This is a genomic window from Lentzea jiangxiensis (assembly GCF_900104175.1).
GTDB classification, from domain to species: Bacteria; Actinomycetota; Actinomycetes; order Mycobacteriales; family Pseudonocardiaceae; genus Lentzea; species Lentzea jiangxiensis.
In genome coordinates this window covers 35,572-50,227 of record NZ_FNIX01000001.1, presented here as the reverse complement: position 1 = coordinate 50,227, position 14,656 = coordinate 35,572, and the positions used below count along the sequence as shown (strand labels likewise).

General features: G+C 71.6%; 12 protein-coding genes. 8 read left to right on the top strand and 4 right to left on the bottom strand.

The window, feature by feature from the left end; translation table 11 throughout:
• The first annotated feature begins 88 nt into the window (after positions 1–88).
• Together BLQ91_RS00275 and BLQ91_RS00270 are read left to right on the top strand one after the other, a co-directional pair.
• Complete coding sequence (locus BLQ91_RS00275) at positions 89–1,156, top strand: methyltransferase domain-containing protein (RefSeq protein ID WP_090094559.1); 1,068 nt, start codon at positions 89–91, stop codon at positions 1,154–1,156.
• A 72-nt stretch (positions 1,157–1,228) separates the two neighbouring features.
• Positions 1,229–3,256: an NACHT domain-containing protein gene (locus BLQ91_RS00270; protein WP_245732905.1), complete on the top strand. Its 2,028-nt coding sequence runs from the start codon at positions 1,229–1,231 to the stop codon at positions 3,254–3,256.
• On the opposite strand, the gene BLQ91_RS00265 is transcribed toward BLQ91_RS00270, so the two are convergent.
• The 3 genes from BLQ91_RS00265 to BLQ91_RS00255 are packed head-to-tail and all read right to left on the bottom strand — an operon-like array spanning position 3,192 to position 6,621.
• Positions 3,192–5,429, bottom strand: coding sequence for an ABC transporter permease (locus BLQ91_RS00265; RefSeq protein WP_090094558.1), 2,238 nt, complete (start codon positions 5,427–5,429; stop codon positions 3,192–3,194). The genes BLQ91_RS00270 and BLQ91_RS00265 overlap by 65 nt on opposite strands.
• Complete coding sequence (locus BLQ91_RS00260; protein WP_090094557.1) at positions 5,426–6,100, bottom strand: ABC transporter ATP-binding protein; 675 nt, start codon at positions 6,098–6,100, stop codon at positions 5,426–5,428. The genes BLQ91_RS00265 and BLQ91_RS00260 overlap by 4 nt, the downstream gene beginning before the upstream one ends.
• Positions 6,097–6,621 carry a PadR family transcriptional regulator gene (locus tag BLQ91_RS00255; RefSeq protein WP_090095880.1) on the bottom strand — a complete coding sequence of 175 codons (525 nt, stop codon included), beginning with the start codon at positions 6,619–6,621 and terminating at the stop codon, positions 6,097–6,099. Before BLQ91_RS00255 ends, BLQ91_RS00260 begins: the two co-directional genes overlap by 4 nt.
• A gap of 19 nt (positions 6,622–6,640) precedes the next feature.
• Between BLQ91_RS00255 and BLQ91_RS00250 the strand changes: the two genes are divergently transcribed.
• On the top strand, positions 6,641–7,192 hold the full coding sequence (locus tag BLQ91_RS00250; protein ID WP_090094556.1) for a CGNR zinc finger domain-containing protein: 552 nt from the start codon (positions 6,641–6,643) through the stop codon (positions 7,190–7,192).
• Here BLQ91_RS00250 and BLQ91_RS00245 read toward each other — a convergent pair.
• Positions 7,165–8,361: a DUF445 domain-containing protein gene (locus BLQ91_RS00245; protein WP_090095879.1), complete on the bottom strand. Its 1,197-nt coding sequence runs from the start codon at positions 8,359–8,361 to the stop codon at positions 7,165–7,167. The two genes, BLQ91_RS00250 and BLQ91_RS00245, sit on opposite strands and share 28 nt — an antisense overlap.
• Before the next feature lie 80 nt (positions 8,362–8,441).
• Here BLQ91_RS00245 and BLQ91_RS00240 point away from each other — a divergent pair, with 80 nt between their 5' ends.
• The 5 genes from BLQ91_RS00240 (at position 8,442) to BLQ91_RS00220 (ending at position 14,513) form a co-directional block, all read left to right on the top strand.
• Entirely contained in the window at positions 8,442–9,605 is a 1,164-nt protein-coding gene (locus BLQ91_RS00240; RefSeq protein WP_090094555.1) for a pyridoxal phosphate-dependent aminotransferase, read from the top strand.
• A gap of 96 nt (positions 9,606–9,701) precedes the next feature.
• Positions 9,702–10,232, top strand: a complete 531-nt coding sequence (locus BLQ91_RS00235; protein WP_090094554.1) for an RNA polymerase sigma factor — start codon at positions 9,702–9,704, stop codon at positions 10,230–10,232.
• Positions 10,229–10,588 carry a hypothetical protein gene (locus BLQ91_RS00230; protein ID WP_090094553.1) on the top strand — a complete coding sequence of 120 codons (360 nt, stop codon included), beginning with the start codon at positions 10,229–10,231 and terminating at the stop codon, positions 10,586–10,588. Before BLQ91_RS00235 ends, BLQ91_RS00230 begins: the two co-directional genes overlap by 4 nt.
• Positions 10,585–12,834 carry a CHAT domain-containing protein gene (locus BLQ91_RS00225; RefSeq protein WP_090094552.1) on the top strand — a complete coding sequence of 750 codons (2,250 nt, stop codon included), beginning with the start codon at positions 10,585–10,587 and terminating at the stop codon, positions 12,832–12,834. Before BLQ91_RS00230 ends, BLQ91_RS00225 begins: the two co-directional genes overlap by 4 nt.
• 809 nt (positions 12,835–13,643) lie before the next feature.
• On the top strand, positions 13,644–14,513 hold the full coding sequence (locus BLQ91_RS00220) for a hypothetical protein (RefSeq protein WP_090094551.1): 870 nt from the start codon (positions 13,644–13,646) through the stop codon (positions 14,511–14,513).
• Positions 14,514–14,656: the final 143 nt, after the last annotated feature.

Sequence of the window (14,656 nt, the reverse complement as noted above, 5' to 3'; positions counted from 1 at the left end):
ACCACGTTAGCGAGGAGTGCTAGCAGTTGCAAGCACCCTGCTAGCAAGCGCTGCGTGTGCTCCGCCACAGGGCTACCGTGGAGGCGACATGGACGACGCCGGAGCCCTGCGCGCCGAGCTGGCGGACCAGCTGCTCGGCGACGGCGTGCTGCACGAACCCAGGTGGCTCAAGGCTTTCCGCGAGGTGCCGCGGCACGAGTTCCTGCCGCGCTTCTACCGCCGGCGGCCCGACGGGGACTGGGAGGCGGTCACCTCCGAGCACCCGGACTGGCTCGGGCTCGTCTACTCCGACCGCGTCTGGGTCACCCAGTTCGACGGCGACGACGCGGTGACCGGTGGCACACCGACGTGCTCGTCGAGCATGCCCACGATCATGGCGATCATGCTGGAGGCGCTGGACGTCCGCCCGGGGCACCGGGTCCTCGAGGTGGGCACCGGCACCGGCTACAACGCCGCTCTGCTGTGCCACGCGGTGGATTCGGAGAACGTGACGACGGTCGACGTGGACCCGAACCTCTCGCGGCGAGCGCGGGAACGCCTGCACCGCAACGGTTTCCAACCGGCGTGCGAGACGGGTGACGGCGCGCTCGGCCACCCGGGGCGGGCACCGTTCGACCGCTTGCTGGCCACCTGCTCCGTCGCGACCGTGCCGCCCGCCTGGCTGGAGCAGACGAGACCCGGCGGTCTGGTGGTCACGACGCTGCACCGCCCGATCGGCGCCGGGCTCGTGCGCATCACGTCGAACGGCGACGGCACCGGCGAGGGTCGCGTGCTCGGCGAGGACGGGCGGTTCATGCCGTTGCGCGCGCACGCCCGGCTCCCGGCGCTCGCCGGAACCGGCGCGTTCGACCGGCGCACCACCACCCTGCGGTTCCGGACCGTCGCGGACCCGTCCAGCCCCTTCGAGTTCTTCGCGGGAACGGCCCTGCCGGGCGTGGCGGCCGGACGGGACCGGCTCGCCCACCCGGACGGTTCCTGGGTGCACCACCACGGCTCGCACGTCGACCAGGGCGGTCCCCGCCGGCTGTGGGACCTCGCCGAGAACGCCGTCGCCGAGTGGCACGACCTGGGTGAACCCCGCCGCCACGACTTCGGGGTCGCCATCGCGCCCGACGGCCAGTTCCTCACCCTGGGCGACCTCAGGTGGCGGCTGTGATCAACAACCAAACGTCACGACACGGGTCACTGAATCGACTTCGCACGGATGCGGTGCGTCATGATGCGACGCATGTCCCGATTCCGTCAGCAGGCGTTGCTGACCGGCTGCGTGCTGACCGCGCTGCTCACCGCGGCCGGACTGTTCGTGACCGACCACGGCATCAACCCGGACCTGTGGCTGGCCGTCCTCGCGGTGGCGTTCCTGGGCTTCCTGGCGCTGCTCGACCCGTGGGTCCGCCGCAGGCACAACGCCGAGCTGAGCACCGACGAGCACCTCGACGCGGCCTGCCGGGCGCTCGCCACCGGCCTGCAGGCGCAGTGGAACGAGGAGGTGCACTCGCGCGGCCTCACCGACCCGGACGTGCTCGACCTGCACTGGATCGCGCCGGAGCTGGACGTGAGCGACGAGCCGGCCGCGCCACCCGGACGCAGCGACGCCGTGGTGCGCGCGTTCTCCCGGCAGGTCAACCGCCGCATGGTGTTCATCGGCGAGGCGGGCACGGGCAAGACGACGGTCGCGATGCTGCTGACGTGCGGTCTGCTCGACCGCTACGACGGCGGCATGGTGCCCGTGCTGCTGCCCCTGTCGACGTGGAACCCGGCGGTCGAGGACATCCGCACGTGGCTCACGCGCAGGCTCTACGAGGACCACCCGGCGTTGCGCAACACCGAGCTGTACGGCAGCTACGCGGGTGAGCTGCTGGTCGAGCAGCACCTGGTCCTGCCCGTGCTGGACGGCCTCGACGACCTCCCCGCGCACCACCGCGCGGACGCGCTCGCACGGATCTCGAAAGCCTTCGGCGCGAACCGCCCGCTGGTGCTGACGTGCCGCAGCGCCGAGTACGCCCAGGCCGTGCACCAGGCCGGTCCGCTGCCCGGCGCGGACGTCGTCGAGCTGGCCCCGCTCGACCTGGAGGAGGTCGCCGCCTACCTGCGGGCGAGCGCCGACAGCTGGGGCGCGGCCCGCTGGGAGCCGGTGTTCATCCAGCTGCGCGGGGAACCGGACGGCAGGCTCGCGGACGCCCTGTGCACGCCGCTCACGATGTGGCTGGCCAGCATCGTCTACTCCGACAGCGAGGCCGAGCCGACCGAACTGCTCGACCGCGCCCGGTTCCCCGACGCGCGGGCGATCTCCGACCACCTCTGCGACGAGCTGGTGTCGCGGGCGTACGGCAATAGGGCGTTCGCGCACCACGCCAGGGCCACGCAGGTCTGGCCGCGCGACCGTGCCCGCAAGTACCTCGAGTTCCTCGCCCACGGGATGCGCGAGCGGGGCATCCGCGAGCTCGCCTGGTGGGAGCTGCGCCGCTCGGTCGGCAGCACGTGGCTCGCGGTGCTCGGCGCGCTGGTGCTGGGCGCGATCGGCGGGTTCGGCGTCGCCTGGCTGATGGCGTACTCGATCACGCCGTCGCTCGCCCCGATCACCGGCCTGGTCGCGGGCATCGGTGTCGGCGCGGCCGCCCTGACGGCGTCGCAGGAGCGCAAGGCCAAGCCGCGCCTGGGGATCTGGCGCAGCCTGCTGCTCGTGCCCGGCGTGCTCGGGCTCGCCGCGGGGCTCGTGTTCGGTGCGCTGTACGGGCTGTCCGCCGGTCTCGTCGTCGGCCTGGGTCTCGCCGTGGCCATCGCGCTGCGGTTCGCCCTGTCGAGCGCGACCGAGCTGTCCCAGGCTTCCAGTCCTCAGTGGACGATGTCGCGCGACCGGGTCGCGGTGTGGACGGGATCTCTCGTGCTGGCCGTGGTGTTCGGTTCCGCGGCGGCGCTGGTGTTCGGTCCCGCCCAGACCGGCATGGTCGGGCTGGGGCTCGCGTCCGGGCTGATGCTCGGGTTCGCGCTCGCCGTGCTGCACCTGCGCTGGTGGTGGTTCACCGTCGCGCGGATCTGGCTGGCGCTGCGCGGGAAGCTGCCCTGGGAGCTCATGGTCTTCTTCGAGGACTCGCGCAAGCTCGGCGTGCTCTGCCGGGCGGGGGCCTGCTACCAGTTCCGGCACGGACTGGTGCAGGACCGCCTGGCGGAGCACGAGGCGACGGCGCGGACTACTCGGTCCGCAGGCCAAGTGCTCCGGTCGCCCTTCGCAGCGAAGGCAGAGTCAGAGCGGTGACCAGCACGACCATGCCCACCGAGATGCCGGTGACGATCCCGATACCCGTCCAGTCGTAGGCCACCTCCCCGTCGAACACCCGCGTCACCAGGACGCCCAGCAGGATGCCGGTGGCCACCGACACCACCGTGGAAATCACCAGCGGGATGGCGTTCTGCCACACGAGCGACCGGGCGAGGGTGCCGCGCGGCACGCCGCTCGCCGCCATGACGGCGAGCGGACGGCGGCGTTCCCGCACCTGCTCCAGGCCCACGACCAGCAGCGACGCCCCTGCGAGCAACAATGTCAGCAGCGCGGCCGCGTACAGCGCCCTGCGCACCGCGAAGAACACCTGCTCGATCTCGGCCGAGTCGTCCTGGCCGACGTAGTAGCTGTACACCCGCCAGGAGTGGAACGCGATGGCGTTGCGCGCGTGCTCCGCGGCGTCCGGCAGCGCCGTGTCCAGCTCGGCCTGCACCTCGGTGGTCGCCTCGGCGAGGCTCATGCCCCTGGCCGCGGCCGGGGTGAGGTAGAGGCCGGGGCGGCTCCCCGCCGACGGCTCCAGCCTGGGCACCGTCCAAGGGCTGTCGCTCTTCTCGATCCCGAGCACGTCGCCTGCCTCGGCGTCGTCACGGCTCTTCTCGGACGGCACGATGAAAGCCTTGCCGTCCGAGCAGTCCGGGACTTCCGCCATCGACTCGAGCGCGGCACACGACCCGACTGCGATGGCGACGTAGTCGTTGTTGGGCAACGTCCCATAAGTGCGCGTCAGTTCCTGCACGCTCACCACTCCCGGCGCCTTGGCCAGCACGCCGGTCAGCTCCGGGACGTCGACGGCCTCGTGCATCGAAACGGCGAGGTGGCGGTAGTTCGCCTCCGCCGCCTCGTCGGCCTTCACCTCGTGCTCGACGCCCGCGAGGGTCATCTGCAGCGTCACGGTGCCGGCGAGCACCACCGCCACCCCGCCGACGACCCGCGCCGCCGTGCCCGCGTCGAGCTGCAGCCGGCGCACCGCCAGCTGCAACGCGGGCGTGGCGCCGCGCATCCGGTGGACGACCCGTTCGACCAGCCACGGCAACAACACCGGGATGGCGAACATCAGCAGCACCACGCCGGCCACGATCGGCCACTGGGCGGGCTCCGACGTCTCGTCGACCTTGCCGAACTGGCTCGCCAGCAGCGCCGCACCCGCCAGTGCCGGGAAGACCCGCCACCACAGCCTGCGCCGCACGGGCTTCTGCTCGCGCACCACGCCGAGCGGTTCGATGATCGTCCGGCGCATGGCGAACACCGAGGTCAGCACGGCCAGCACCGGCACCGCGACGCCGACGGTGAGCGTCAACGGCAGCGTCGGCGTGAGATCGGCCGGGAACACCGCGAGCTCGGGGATCGGGATGTCGTCGGCGAACGGCCGGAGGGCGAACATCAGCCCGAACCCGATCACCAGTCCCACCAGCGCGCCGGCCAGCGCCTCACCGGACGCGATCAGCCGAACCCGGACCGCACCCGCGCCGACCAGCCGCAACGCCGCCAGCCTGCGATCGCGCTGAGCCGCGGCGAGCCTGGTCGCGACGCCCACGAAGACCAGCACCGGGAACAGCAGCACGACCGCGCCGACGACGCTGAGCATCGACAGGATCGGCGGCAGGCCGCCGCCGGGGCCCGTCCTGCCGAACGCGTGGACCCGGTTGCCGGAGCTCGGCTCGATCTTCCCGTCGCCGGCGAGGAACCGCAGGTCCTGAGGCCCGTCCAGGCCTTCCTCCGCGAACGTTCCGATGATCTTCTGCGGGAACCGGGGCCGCAGCAGCTCGCCTTCCGGACTGGCCAGCAACGCCGCGAGCCGAGGCGACACGAAGATCTCGCCGTCGGCCGGCAACCGCTGCACACCGGGCGGCTTGGGTGCGTCCGGCGTGAGTGCGCGCACGTAGTCGCCGCTGATGTGGTGGGAGCGGAACGGCATCGAGCCGTGCTCCAGCAGCAGCGGCGCGGGCCCGGCGCCCTCGCTGACGACATCGCGTCCGTTCCCGCGCAGGTCGCGGTTGCCGAACGCCGTCGGGATGGACGCGGCGAGCAGCAGCACCGCCACGCACATCCCGATGCCCACACCCTGGAGTGCGAGCCTCACCCAGGACTTCCGGCTGCCCCCGACAGCCAGCCGGACGCCCAGTGCGAGGTCGCTGAGGACGCGGTTCACCTGACGAACTCCACGTCTCGCGACCGGCCGTCGCGCACCACGACCTCGCGGTCCGAGTACGCGGCGACCCGCGGCTCGTGCGTGACCAGCACGACCGCCGCGCCGGTCTCCCTGGCCGCGGTCGTGAGCAGGTGCATCACCCGCTCGCCGTTGAGCGAGTCGAGCGCGCCGGTCGGTTCGTCGGCGAAGACCACCTTCGGGCCGGTGACCAGCGCACGGGCCACCGCGACGCGCTGTCCCTGGCCACCGGAGGTCTCGCCGGGCCGCTGGTCGGCGACCGCGTCGACCTCGAGCCGGGCCATCCACTCCCTCGCGGCCCGTTCGGCGTCCCTGCGCTTCACCCCGCTCAGGCGCAGCGGCAGCGCGACGTTCTCCAGGCAGGTCAGCTCCGGCACGAGCTGGCCGAACTGGAAGACGAACCCGAACTCGGTGCGGCGCAGCTCGCTGCGGGCGCTGTCGGACATCGTGGTCAGCTCGCGGTCGCGGTAGGTCACCGTGCCGGAGTCCGGCGGCAGGATGCCCGCGAGGCAGTGCAGCAGGGTGGACTTGCCGGAGCCGGACGGGCCCATCACCGCGACGATCTCGCCCGCGCGGATGGTGAGGCCGGCGCCTTCGAGCGCGCGTGTCCTGCCGAACGACTTGTGCAGGTCCTGCGCGACCAACAGGCTCATTTCGCGATCTCCTCGGCGAGTTCGTCGAGGCGCGCCGCGGTCAGTTCGAGCCACCGCAGGTCGGCTTCGAGGTGGAAGAGCGCGAAGTCGCAGATGAGCTGGTCGGCTAGGTCGCCGTCCGACTTGCGCCTGGTGAGGCCGCGCATCGTCGCGAGGTGCGCGGACCGTTGCGCGTCGAGCACCTCCGTGGCACTGCGCCCGGACAGCAGAGCCAGCACGACCTTGGCGTACAGGGTGTTCTGGAGGTACGGCTCCGGCTTCTCGGGAGTGCCGAGCCAGCGCTCCACGTCGGTGACCCCGGCGTCCGTGATCGCGTACCGCTTGCGCTCCGGACCGTCACCCGCCTCCACGCCGGCCTCGCTCACGAAGCCGTTCTTCAGCAGCCTCGACAGGGTCGAGTACACCTGCCCGTAGTGCAGCGGCCGGTCATGGCCGAAGCGCTCGTCGTAGGCGCGCTTGAGGTCGTAACCATGCCGTGGACCGCCTTCCAGCAGCCCCAGCAGTGCGTGTCCGATCGACATGGCGAGCACTATACACACGATGTATACACAAGGTGTATTCCTTGATGTCCTGACGCGCAACCGCCGTGACGCCTACAGTGGTGGGGTGACTGGTCTGACTGTCGGCTGGGATCACGACGTCGAGCTGCTGCTCGACTTCCTGAACACTCGACACGTACTGGACAGTGAAGCCTCCTGGCGCGCGTGGGTGACCGAGCGCGGCCTCGGGCGGAGCAGTGAAATCGCGCAGGCGCGCGCGGCTCGTGCGGCGCTGCGGTCGTCCATCGAGGGGTCGTCAGGCCCCAAGACGGCAGCGGGCGTCGTCCACATCGAGCTCACCGACGGTGTTCCGGTGCTGTCGAGCTCGGACGCGCTGGGCGCGGTGCTCGCCGCGTCCGCCCGCCTCGCGGTGCTGGGTTCGTGGGAACGCTTCAAGATCTGTCCAGCCGATGATTGCCAACGGGCGTTCTTCGACCGTTCGCGCAACCGCTCGCGCACCTGGTGCTCGATGCAGGTGTGCGGGAACCGCGAGAAGGCCCGCACGTTCCGAAAACGCTCCCGGGCTCAGAACAGCAGGTTGGCCACGGTGTAGATCACCAGGCCGGCGAGCGCGCCGACCACGGTGCCGTTGATCCGGATGAACTGCAGGTCCCTGCCGACCTGCAGTTCGATCTTGCGCGAGGTCTCCTCCGCGTCCCACCGCTCGACGGTGTCCGTGATCAGCGTGGTGATCTCCGCGCGGTAGTTGCCGACCACGTACCCGGCGGCCTGCTCCAGCCAGCCGTCGACCTTGGCGCGCAGCTCCGGGTCGTCGGTCAGGTTCGTGCCGAGCGTGACCAGCCCCTGCGTGACCCGCTTGCGCAGCTCGCTCGACGGGTCCTCGGCGGCGTCGAGGAGCATCTTCTTCGCCGTGCCCCAGGCGGAGCTGATCACCTTCTGCACGTCCGGGTGGTTGATGACCTGCTGCTTGACCTGCTCGGCCTTCTGCATCGTCGACGGGTCGGTCTGCATGTCGGCCGAGAACTCGATCATGAACTGGTCCACGGCGAGCCGCATCGGGTGGTTGACGTCGGTCTTCACCGCCCACGCGAAGTTGACCAGCTCGTTGTAGACCTTGTCGCCGAGCATCGCGTCGACGAACCTCGGCGACCACGTCGGCGCGCGGTCCGTGACGATCAGGCTGACCTTGTCGTAGTTGTCGCGCACCCACTCGTAGGCGCGGTCGCACATGAGGTCGACGAGCTTGTGGTGCGCGCCGTCCGTGAGCACCTGGTTGAGCAGCTTGCCCAGCGGCGGCCCCCACGGCTTCTCCGTGACGCGCTTCACGATCGCGTGCTCGACGACGGCCTGCACCTCCTCGTCCTTGAGGACCGTGATCGCGCCCTTGAGGACGTTCGACAGCTCGGTGGTGATCCGCTCGGCGTTCTCCGGCTGCTTGACCCACGCCCCGGCGCGCTGCGCGATGCCCGCCCGGCGCAGCTTGTCCTGCACGATCTCGGGGCTCAGGAAGTTGACGCCCACGAAGTCCCCGAGCGTCTGGCCGAACATGTTCTTGCGCTCGGGGATGATCGCGGTGTGCGGGATCGGCAGGCCCAGCGGCCTGCGGAACAGCGCGGTGACGGCGAACCAGTCCGCCAGCGCGCCGACCATGCCGGCCTCCGCGGCGGCCCGGACGTAGCCCACCCAGGCGCCCTCGAACAGGTGCGTGCCGAAGAAGATGACCGTCGCGCCTATCAGGAAACTCGTCGCGACGAGCTTCATCTTGCGCAGGTCGGTGCGCTTCTGCTGGTCAGCGGCGGTCAGTTGCTCCACGGGTCCATTGTCCGTGAAGATCCTGCGTTGTGCGGGTACCAGCGCTAGTTCCCCGGTTGCAGCCGTTCACGTCGACCATCTTCGCGGAGATGACGGCGCTGGCCGTGCAGCACGACGCCGTCAACCTCGGTCAGGGCTTCCCCGACACCGACGGTCCGGCCTCGATGCTCGCGGCGGCCCAGTCGGCCATCGCGTCGGGCGTGAACCAGTACCCGCCCGGTCCGGGCATGCCGGTGCTGCGCCGTGCCGTCGCCGCGCACCGCTCGCGGTACGGGCTCTCGTACGACCCGGACACCGAGGTCCTGGTGACCGTCGGCGCGACCGAGGCGATCGCGGCGTCGTTGCTGGCGCTGGTCGAGGCCGGTGACGAGGTCATCCTCGTCGAGCCCTACTACGACTCGTACGCGGCGTCCGTGGCGATGGCCGGGGCGACGCGCGTGACCGTGGGTCTGCGCGAGGACGCCTCGGGGCGGCTGGCGCTGGACGTGGACGCCCTGCGCGCGGCCGTGACGCCGCGGACGCGGGCCGTCCTCGTCAACTCGCCGCACAACCCGACCGGCACCGTGTTCCGCTTGGAGGAGCTCCAAGCGATCGCCGCGTTGTGCGTCGAGCACGACCTGCTGGCGATCACCGACGAGGTCTACGAGCACCTGGTGTTCGACGGGCTCGTCCACATCCCGCTGGCCTCGCTGCCCGGCATGGCGCAGCGAACGCTGTCGATCTCCGGCGCCGGCAAGACGTTCAACTGCACGGGCTGGAAGATCGGCTGGGTGTGCGGACCCGCCGAGCTGGTCTCGTCCGTGCGCGCGGCCAAGCAGTTCATGACCTTCGTGGGCGGGGCGCCGTTCCAGCCCGCCGTCGCCCACGCCCTGACCGCCGAACTGGACTGGGTCGGCGAGTTGCGGGACTCGTTGGCGTCGAAGCGCGCGCGTCTGGCCGAGGGGTTGCGTGCGGCCGGTTTCGAAGTGCGGTCGTCGGAGGGCACGTACTTCATCTGCGCCGACGTACGGCCGTTGGGCTACACGGATGGCCTCGCGCTCTGCCGCGACCTGCCCGCCCGCATCGGCGTCGCGGCCGTACCGGTCCAGGTGTTCACGGACCGCCCGGACGACTGGAAGCACTTGATCCGCTTCGCGTTCTGCAAGCAGGACTCCGTGATCGACGATGCCGTGGAGCGTCTCCACAAGCTGTAGTTGTCCACAACTGTGGATGAGTTCGTCCACAACTGTGGACAAATCACTTTCGGGTGAGGCGTGGAGCCGCGGAACCGGAGTTCGACTCCAAACGGCATGGACTCGAACACGGAGGTTCTCCACGCCTGGCACGCGGGCACCAGCGGCTGGGACGCCTTGGTCGACCGCTACTCCCGGCTCGTCTGGTCGGTGCCCAGATCGTTCCGCCTCGCCCATGCCGACGCCGCCGACGTATATCAGTGCACGTGGCTCTGCCTGGCAGAACACCTGAGCAGGATCCAGCGGCCCGAGCACCTCGGCACGTGGCTGGTCCGTACCGCCACCCGCCACTCCATCACGGTGCTGCGCACCCGCGGCCGCGAGGTGGCGTACGACCTGTGGGAACCGGAGTCGACGCTGCCCGCACCGGACGAGGTCGCCATCACCAACGACCGGCAGCGGCGGCTGTGGTCCGCGCTGATGACGTTGAACGAGCGGTGCCAGCGGCTGCTGAGGATCGCCGCCCACAGCCCCGAACTGAGTTATGCACAGGTTGCCGCCGCCCTGGGGATAAAGGTGGGGAGCGTTGGGTCCACGCGCTCCCGGTGCCTCGCTGAGCTGCGGCGGAAGGTGGAGGGCCTGCGATGAGGGACCCGCTGCTCGACGAGCTCGCCGACCTGTTCGGCTCCGACACGCCCCCACCCGTCCCGGCCCCGCGCCCGACCGGCCTCCGCCCGATGCGGGCTGTGGACGAACCGGTCCGCGGCCCCTCCCGCCAGCTCGTCTTCCACGCCGGTGGCGGCCGCCTGCACCTGCAGGTCGACCCCGGTCACCTGACCGGGGTGCTGGACGACAGGGGCGTCACGGTCGAGGTCCACTCGCCGGCAGCCGTCCTGGTGCTCAGGCCGGATGCCGAGGGCTGGTTCCGCACCGGCATCAGGTCCGGGCCGGTGTGCGTGACCGTGCCGGAGCTGGGGCTGACGACGGGCTGGTTCGTCGCGTGAGCGCCAGCGCCGACCCGCGGGCCACCATCGCGGCGACCGAGGTGCGCGGCACGAAGGCCCAGCGCGCCGATGCCCTGCACGACCTCAGCGTCGCCCACGTCGAGCTCGGTCACCTCGACGTCGCCGCCCGGTTCGCGCGGCGCGGGGTGCGGTTGACCGGGGAGGCGCGGTTCCACCTCACGCTGGCGTGGATCGACCTCGACCGCGGCCGCCGCAAGCAGAGCCTGCGGCACCTCGACCTCGCGACGCCCCACCTCCGCGGTGGCGAGCTGGCCAGGGCGCGGTGCCTGCGCGGGCTGCACCTCTGCCAGACGGCCGAGCCGCGGCTGGCGGTCGCCGAGCTCACGGCGGTCGTGAGGGAGCTGCGCCGGTACGGCGACGAACGCTGGCTGGCCAACGCGTTGATCGGGCGCGGGATCGCCCGGTGCAACGCCACGCAGCTCGCCAGGGCCGAGGCCGACTTCGCCGCCGCGCAGACGGTGCTGCTCGCCATCGGTGAGCCGGGGAGGGCGGCGATGTGCCTGCACAACAGGGGGTTCGTCGCGATGCTCGCGGGTGACCTGCCGCTCGCGCTCCGCCGGTACGAGGAGGCCGCGAAAGCCGGACTCGACTCGGCGAGCAGGCCGGAGGCGCTCGTCGACCGGGCCGAGGCGCTCCTCGCGGCCGGGCTCACCGCCGAGGCCCGCCGGGTGCTGACGCCCGCGCTCGAACTGCTGCGGCGGTGCAAGCGGCACGTGCCCGAGCTGGCGGTGCTGAGCGCGCGGTGCGCGTTGCGCGACGGGGATCCGGAACCCGCTCGAGCACTCGGCGGCTCGGACCCGGAGTTCATGCTGGCCGCCGGGAAGCTCGACGCCGTCGCGGCGCACAGGTTCCGCGGGCCGGTGCAGACGCGGGCGCTCGGGTGGCTCGCCCAGGCCCGCAGATCGGACCGGAGAGGTGCGCTGGCGGCGTGCCGGGCGGGGCTGAAGCTGCTCGACGAGCACCACGGCGACTGGCCCCGTCGCGCACTGACCGGGCACGCCCTCGGCCTCGCCCGCACGGCACGGGAGGTCCTGCACTGGTCGGAGCAGCACCGCGCCGCAACCCCTTTGCCTCCCAACGAACCCGGACTCGCGAAAGCGCTCACGGAACTGAGGCGGGCGAGAGCGTTCGGCCTGCCGCTGGAAGCCTTGGAACGAGATGTCCGCAGGCTCACCCTTGCCGGCGCCCAACGCGAAAAACGGTCAGCCGCAGTGGCTCCGGACTTGCCGCTGGTCAGCTTCATCGTCCACGAGGGACGGATGACAGCGGTCACCCTGGCCAACGGCCGCGCCCGCATGCGCGAGATCCGGGACGCCGCCGAGCAGGTCAGCACGGCCAGGCTGGCGCTGAGAGCGGGCCGCACCACCACCACCGACCTGCTGCCGGAGGCCGACGAGGTCATCGTGGTCCCGGACGGCGTGCTCGACAACATGCCGTGGGCGGCGTTCGGCCGGACGGTCCACGTCCTGCCATCGCTGGGGCACTGGCGGACGGAGGCGCCCCTCGGCGGCCACCGGGTGTGGGTGAGCGGGCCGAAGCTGCGGGACGAGGCGAAAGCACTCCAGCGGGAGCACGGCGGCAGGGTCACGGCGTCCACCGTGGAGGCGGCGCTGGCCGGGCTGGAGGGCGCGGGCATCGCCCACATCGCGGCCCACGGCCACGTCCACCCGCGCAACCCGCTGTTCTCCCACCTCGACCTCGCCGACGGGCCGCTGTACGGCTACGACATCGCCCGGCTGGAGAACCCGCCGGAGATCGTCGTCCTGTCCGCCTGCGAGTCGGGGCTGGCCCGCGCGTTCCTCGACGCCGGCACCCGAGCGGTGATCGCCAGCGTCCTGCCGGTGCCGGACGCGCAGGTCGGTGCCGCCATGGCCGAGGTGCACCGCCGGATCGGCCACCCGGCCGACGCCGCCAGGGCCGTCGCGCACCTCGGGTTCAGCTGCTACGGCACCGGGACCAGGGTGGCGGCGTGCAGCGCGGCCGCGAACGACGTGCCGGTGCAGAGGAGCTGGGACGAACCCACGGTCGCGGGCACGTCGACGCCCGGGACGACCACGTCCACCCACGGCCCGCGACCGGAGAACTCGTCGGGGGTGCCCACCGCCGTCACCGCGGGCAGCGCGGCGGGCCACCACGGACGCGCGGAGCCGCCGTTGCCCGCCGCCGCGACGACGTTGCCACCGCACGAGGCCAGCACCGGCGGGCACGTGTCGTCGAACGAGTAGGTGCCCGACGCGACCAGCACGACCGGCAGGTCCCAGGTGGCGCGCAGGGCGGCCGCGAGGGTCAGGTCGTCGCCGAAGCCGGTGGGTGTCAGCACCGGGAACGGGTGCACCGCGGCGCCGTGGTGCCGCAGCACGCCGGCGACCAACGAGCCGTGCGGGGCGTTGAGAGAGGTGTCGAGCAACGCGACCGGGCCCTCACCGAGCAGGTCCGGCAGGCACTCGCTGACGACCGGGCGGGAGGTGCCGATCATGATGGGGCACGAGAGGTGGACGTGGTTCGGGCTCGCGCCGACCTCCACGGCGATGTCGGCGACACGGTCCCGTTCGGACCCTTTCAGGTACATGCGGACGGCACCCGCGACGAGTTCCTCGTGCGAATAGATGCCCCGCAAACTCTTGCGCACGGTGTGCGCCTCCGTCGGCAGGACGACCAGCTCCCCCGAACGGAGCAAGCACTCGTTCGGACCCGCCGGGTCGTGCACCAGTACGTGGCCGAGCGCGCGCGACGCGTGATCGACCAGCTCAGAGAGGCTGTTCACCTGATTGGGCGCGTCCACATCGGACACCATCCCGCGCCGCGGAGCGGTCCACACGGGACCAGGCGCGAAGTCACTCGATCCGATGACGACACTGACGGTGTGCGTACCTGATCAGGGCGACACGGACAGCCGCACAGGACCGCCCTTCCGGGTGTATACCGCCGAGTTTGTTCGCAAAGCGACTCTCCGGTGCTAGACATAGCCGTACGTCGACCTCTGACGGCGCTGTGGCGTTGGCGGTGACTTGCACGGTGGACGGGTGGTGATCCTGTGGCGAGTGGTGGAGTTGGTGCACTGCTGCTGCGGGCCGCTGCGCTCGGCGGGCTGTCCGCCGCCGCCTGGCTGCTGGGCGGGACGTCCGCGTCCGCCGAGCCGGAGCAGCCGCCGGCCGTCGAGATCATCGTCGAGACCCTCGCGCAGGCGGAGTACCCGCCACAGGTCGAGTCGCTCCACCCGTTCGAAGCCTCCGCACCGGCCGAGGCCTTTGCGCCGGCCGGGATCCCGGCGCTGTCCGAAGATCCCGCCGCGTGGGTGAAGGCGTTCGCCGCATCGGTCGCCGAGAAGCACCAGCCGGCCGGGTTCGTGCCGCCGGTCGCCACCAAGCCCGACGAGGACGAGCCCTGGGAGGAAGACCCGGGCCCCGTGCTCGACTTCAGCGGCGGCTCGCACGGCACCGTGCGGTCGGGTTCGATCTCCAACGAGGCGCCGCCGGAGGTGGTCCAGGCCAACGCCCAGCTCCGCGCCGCCAGGAAGGCCGCGAGGCTCGCCGCCGCGCTGCCACCACCACCTGCCCCTCCGGCGCCTCCGGTCCCCGCCGTCGTGACGAAGACGGTCGTGCCGCTGCTGCCCGATCTCCCGGCGCCCGCTCCCGTGAGGGCGGAGCCCGCGCCGGCCAGTGACCTCAGCTGGTCCACCCCCGGACCCGACGTGCCGCTGCCCACGCCGCAGCCCGCACCCGTGGTCGCCACGGCCTCCGCGTCGTCCGGCCACACCGACAACTCCGGCGGCACGCGCGGCGTGCTGGCCGTTCTGACGTCGCACGACTCGCTCTTCCCGCCCATCACGTGGTCGGTCGAGGAGCGCCGCGACGGCACCTCTCCGGGCAGTGTTCCCGGCCTCCCCAGCACGTCACCCGACTGAGTCCGACAGGACAAGTCTGCCCTCTGCGCGATTTGTGACCGTTCAGTTCCGTCGCGCCAGTAACTCCTCCTGCTGATTCCCGTTGTACGCAAGGAACCCCAGTCTTCCTGACCTGCCAACCGCGCCCTGGCAGGTCGGGTCTG

Excerpts from the sequence above, each read along its gene's own strand:
- BLQ91_RS00255 (WP_090095880.1), bottom strand. The coding sequence starts at position 6,621 with ATGTCGATCGGACACGCACTGCTGGGGCTGCTGGAAGGCGGTCCACGG.
- BLQ91_RS00245 (WP_090095879.1), bottom strand. The coding sequence starts at position 8,361 with ATGAAGCTCGTCGCGACGAGTTTCCTGATAGGCGCGACGGTCATCTTC.
- BLQ91_RS00230 (WP_090094553.1), top strand. The coding sequence starts at position 10,229 with ATGAGGGACCCGCTGCTCGACGAGCTCGCCGACCTGTTCGGCTCCGAC.
- BLQ91_RS00235 (WP_090094554.1), top strand. The coding sequence starts at position 9,702 with ATGGACTCGAACACGGAGGTTCTCCACGCCTGGCACGCGGGCACCAGC.
- BLQ91_RS00270 (WP_245732905.1), top strand. The coding sequence starts at position 1,229 with ATGTCCCGATTCCGTCAGCAGGCGTTGCTGACCGGCTGCGTGCTGACC.
- BLQ91_RS00275 (WP_090094559.1), top strand. The coding sequence starts at position 89 with ATGGACGACGCCGGAGCCCTGCGCGCCGAGCTGGCGGACCAGCTGCTC.
- BLQ91_RS00250 (WP_090094556.1), top strand. The coding sequence starts at position 6,641 with ATGTATACACAAGGTGTATTCCTTGATGTCCTGACGCGCAACCGCCGT.
- BLQ91_RS00260 (WP_090094557.1), bottom strand. The coding sequence starts at position 6,100 with ATGAGCCTGTTGGTCGCGCAGGACCTGCACAAGTCGTTCGGCAGGACA.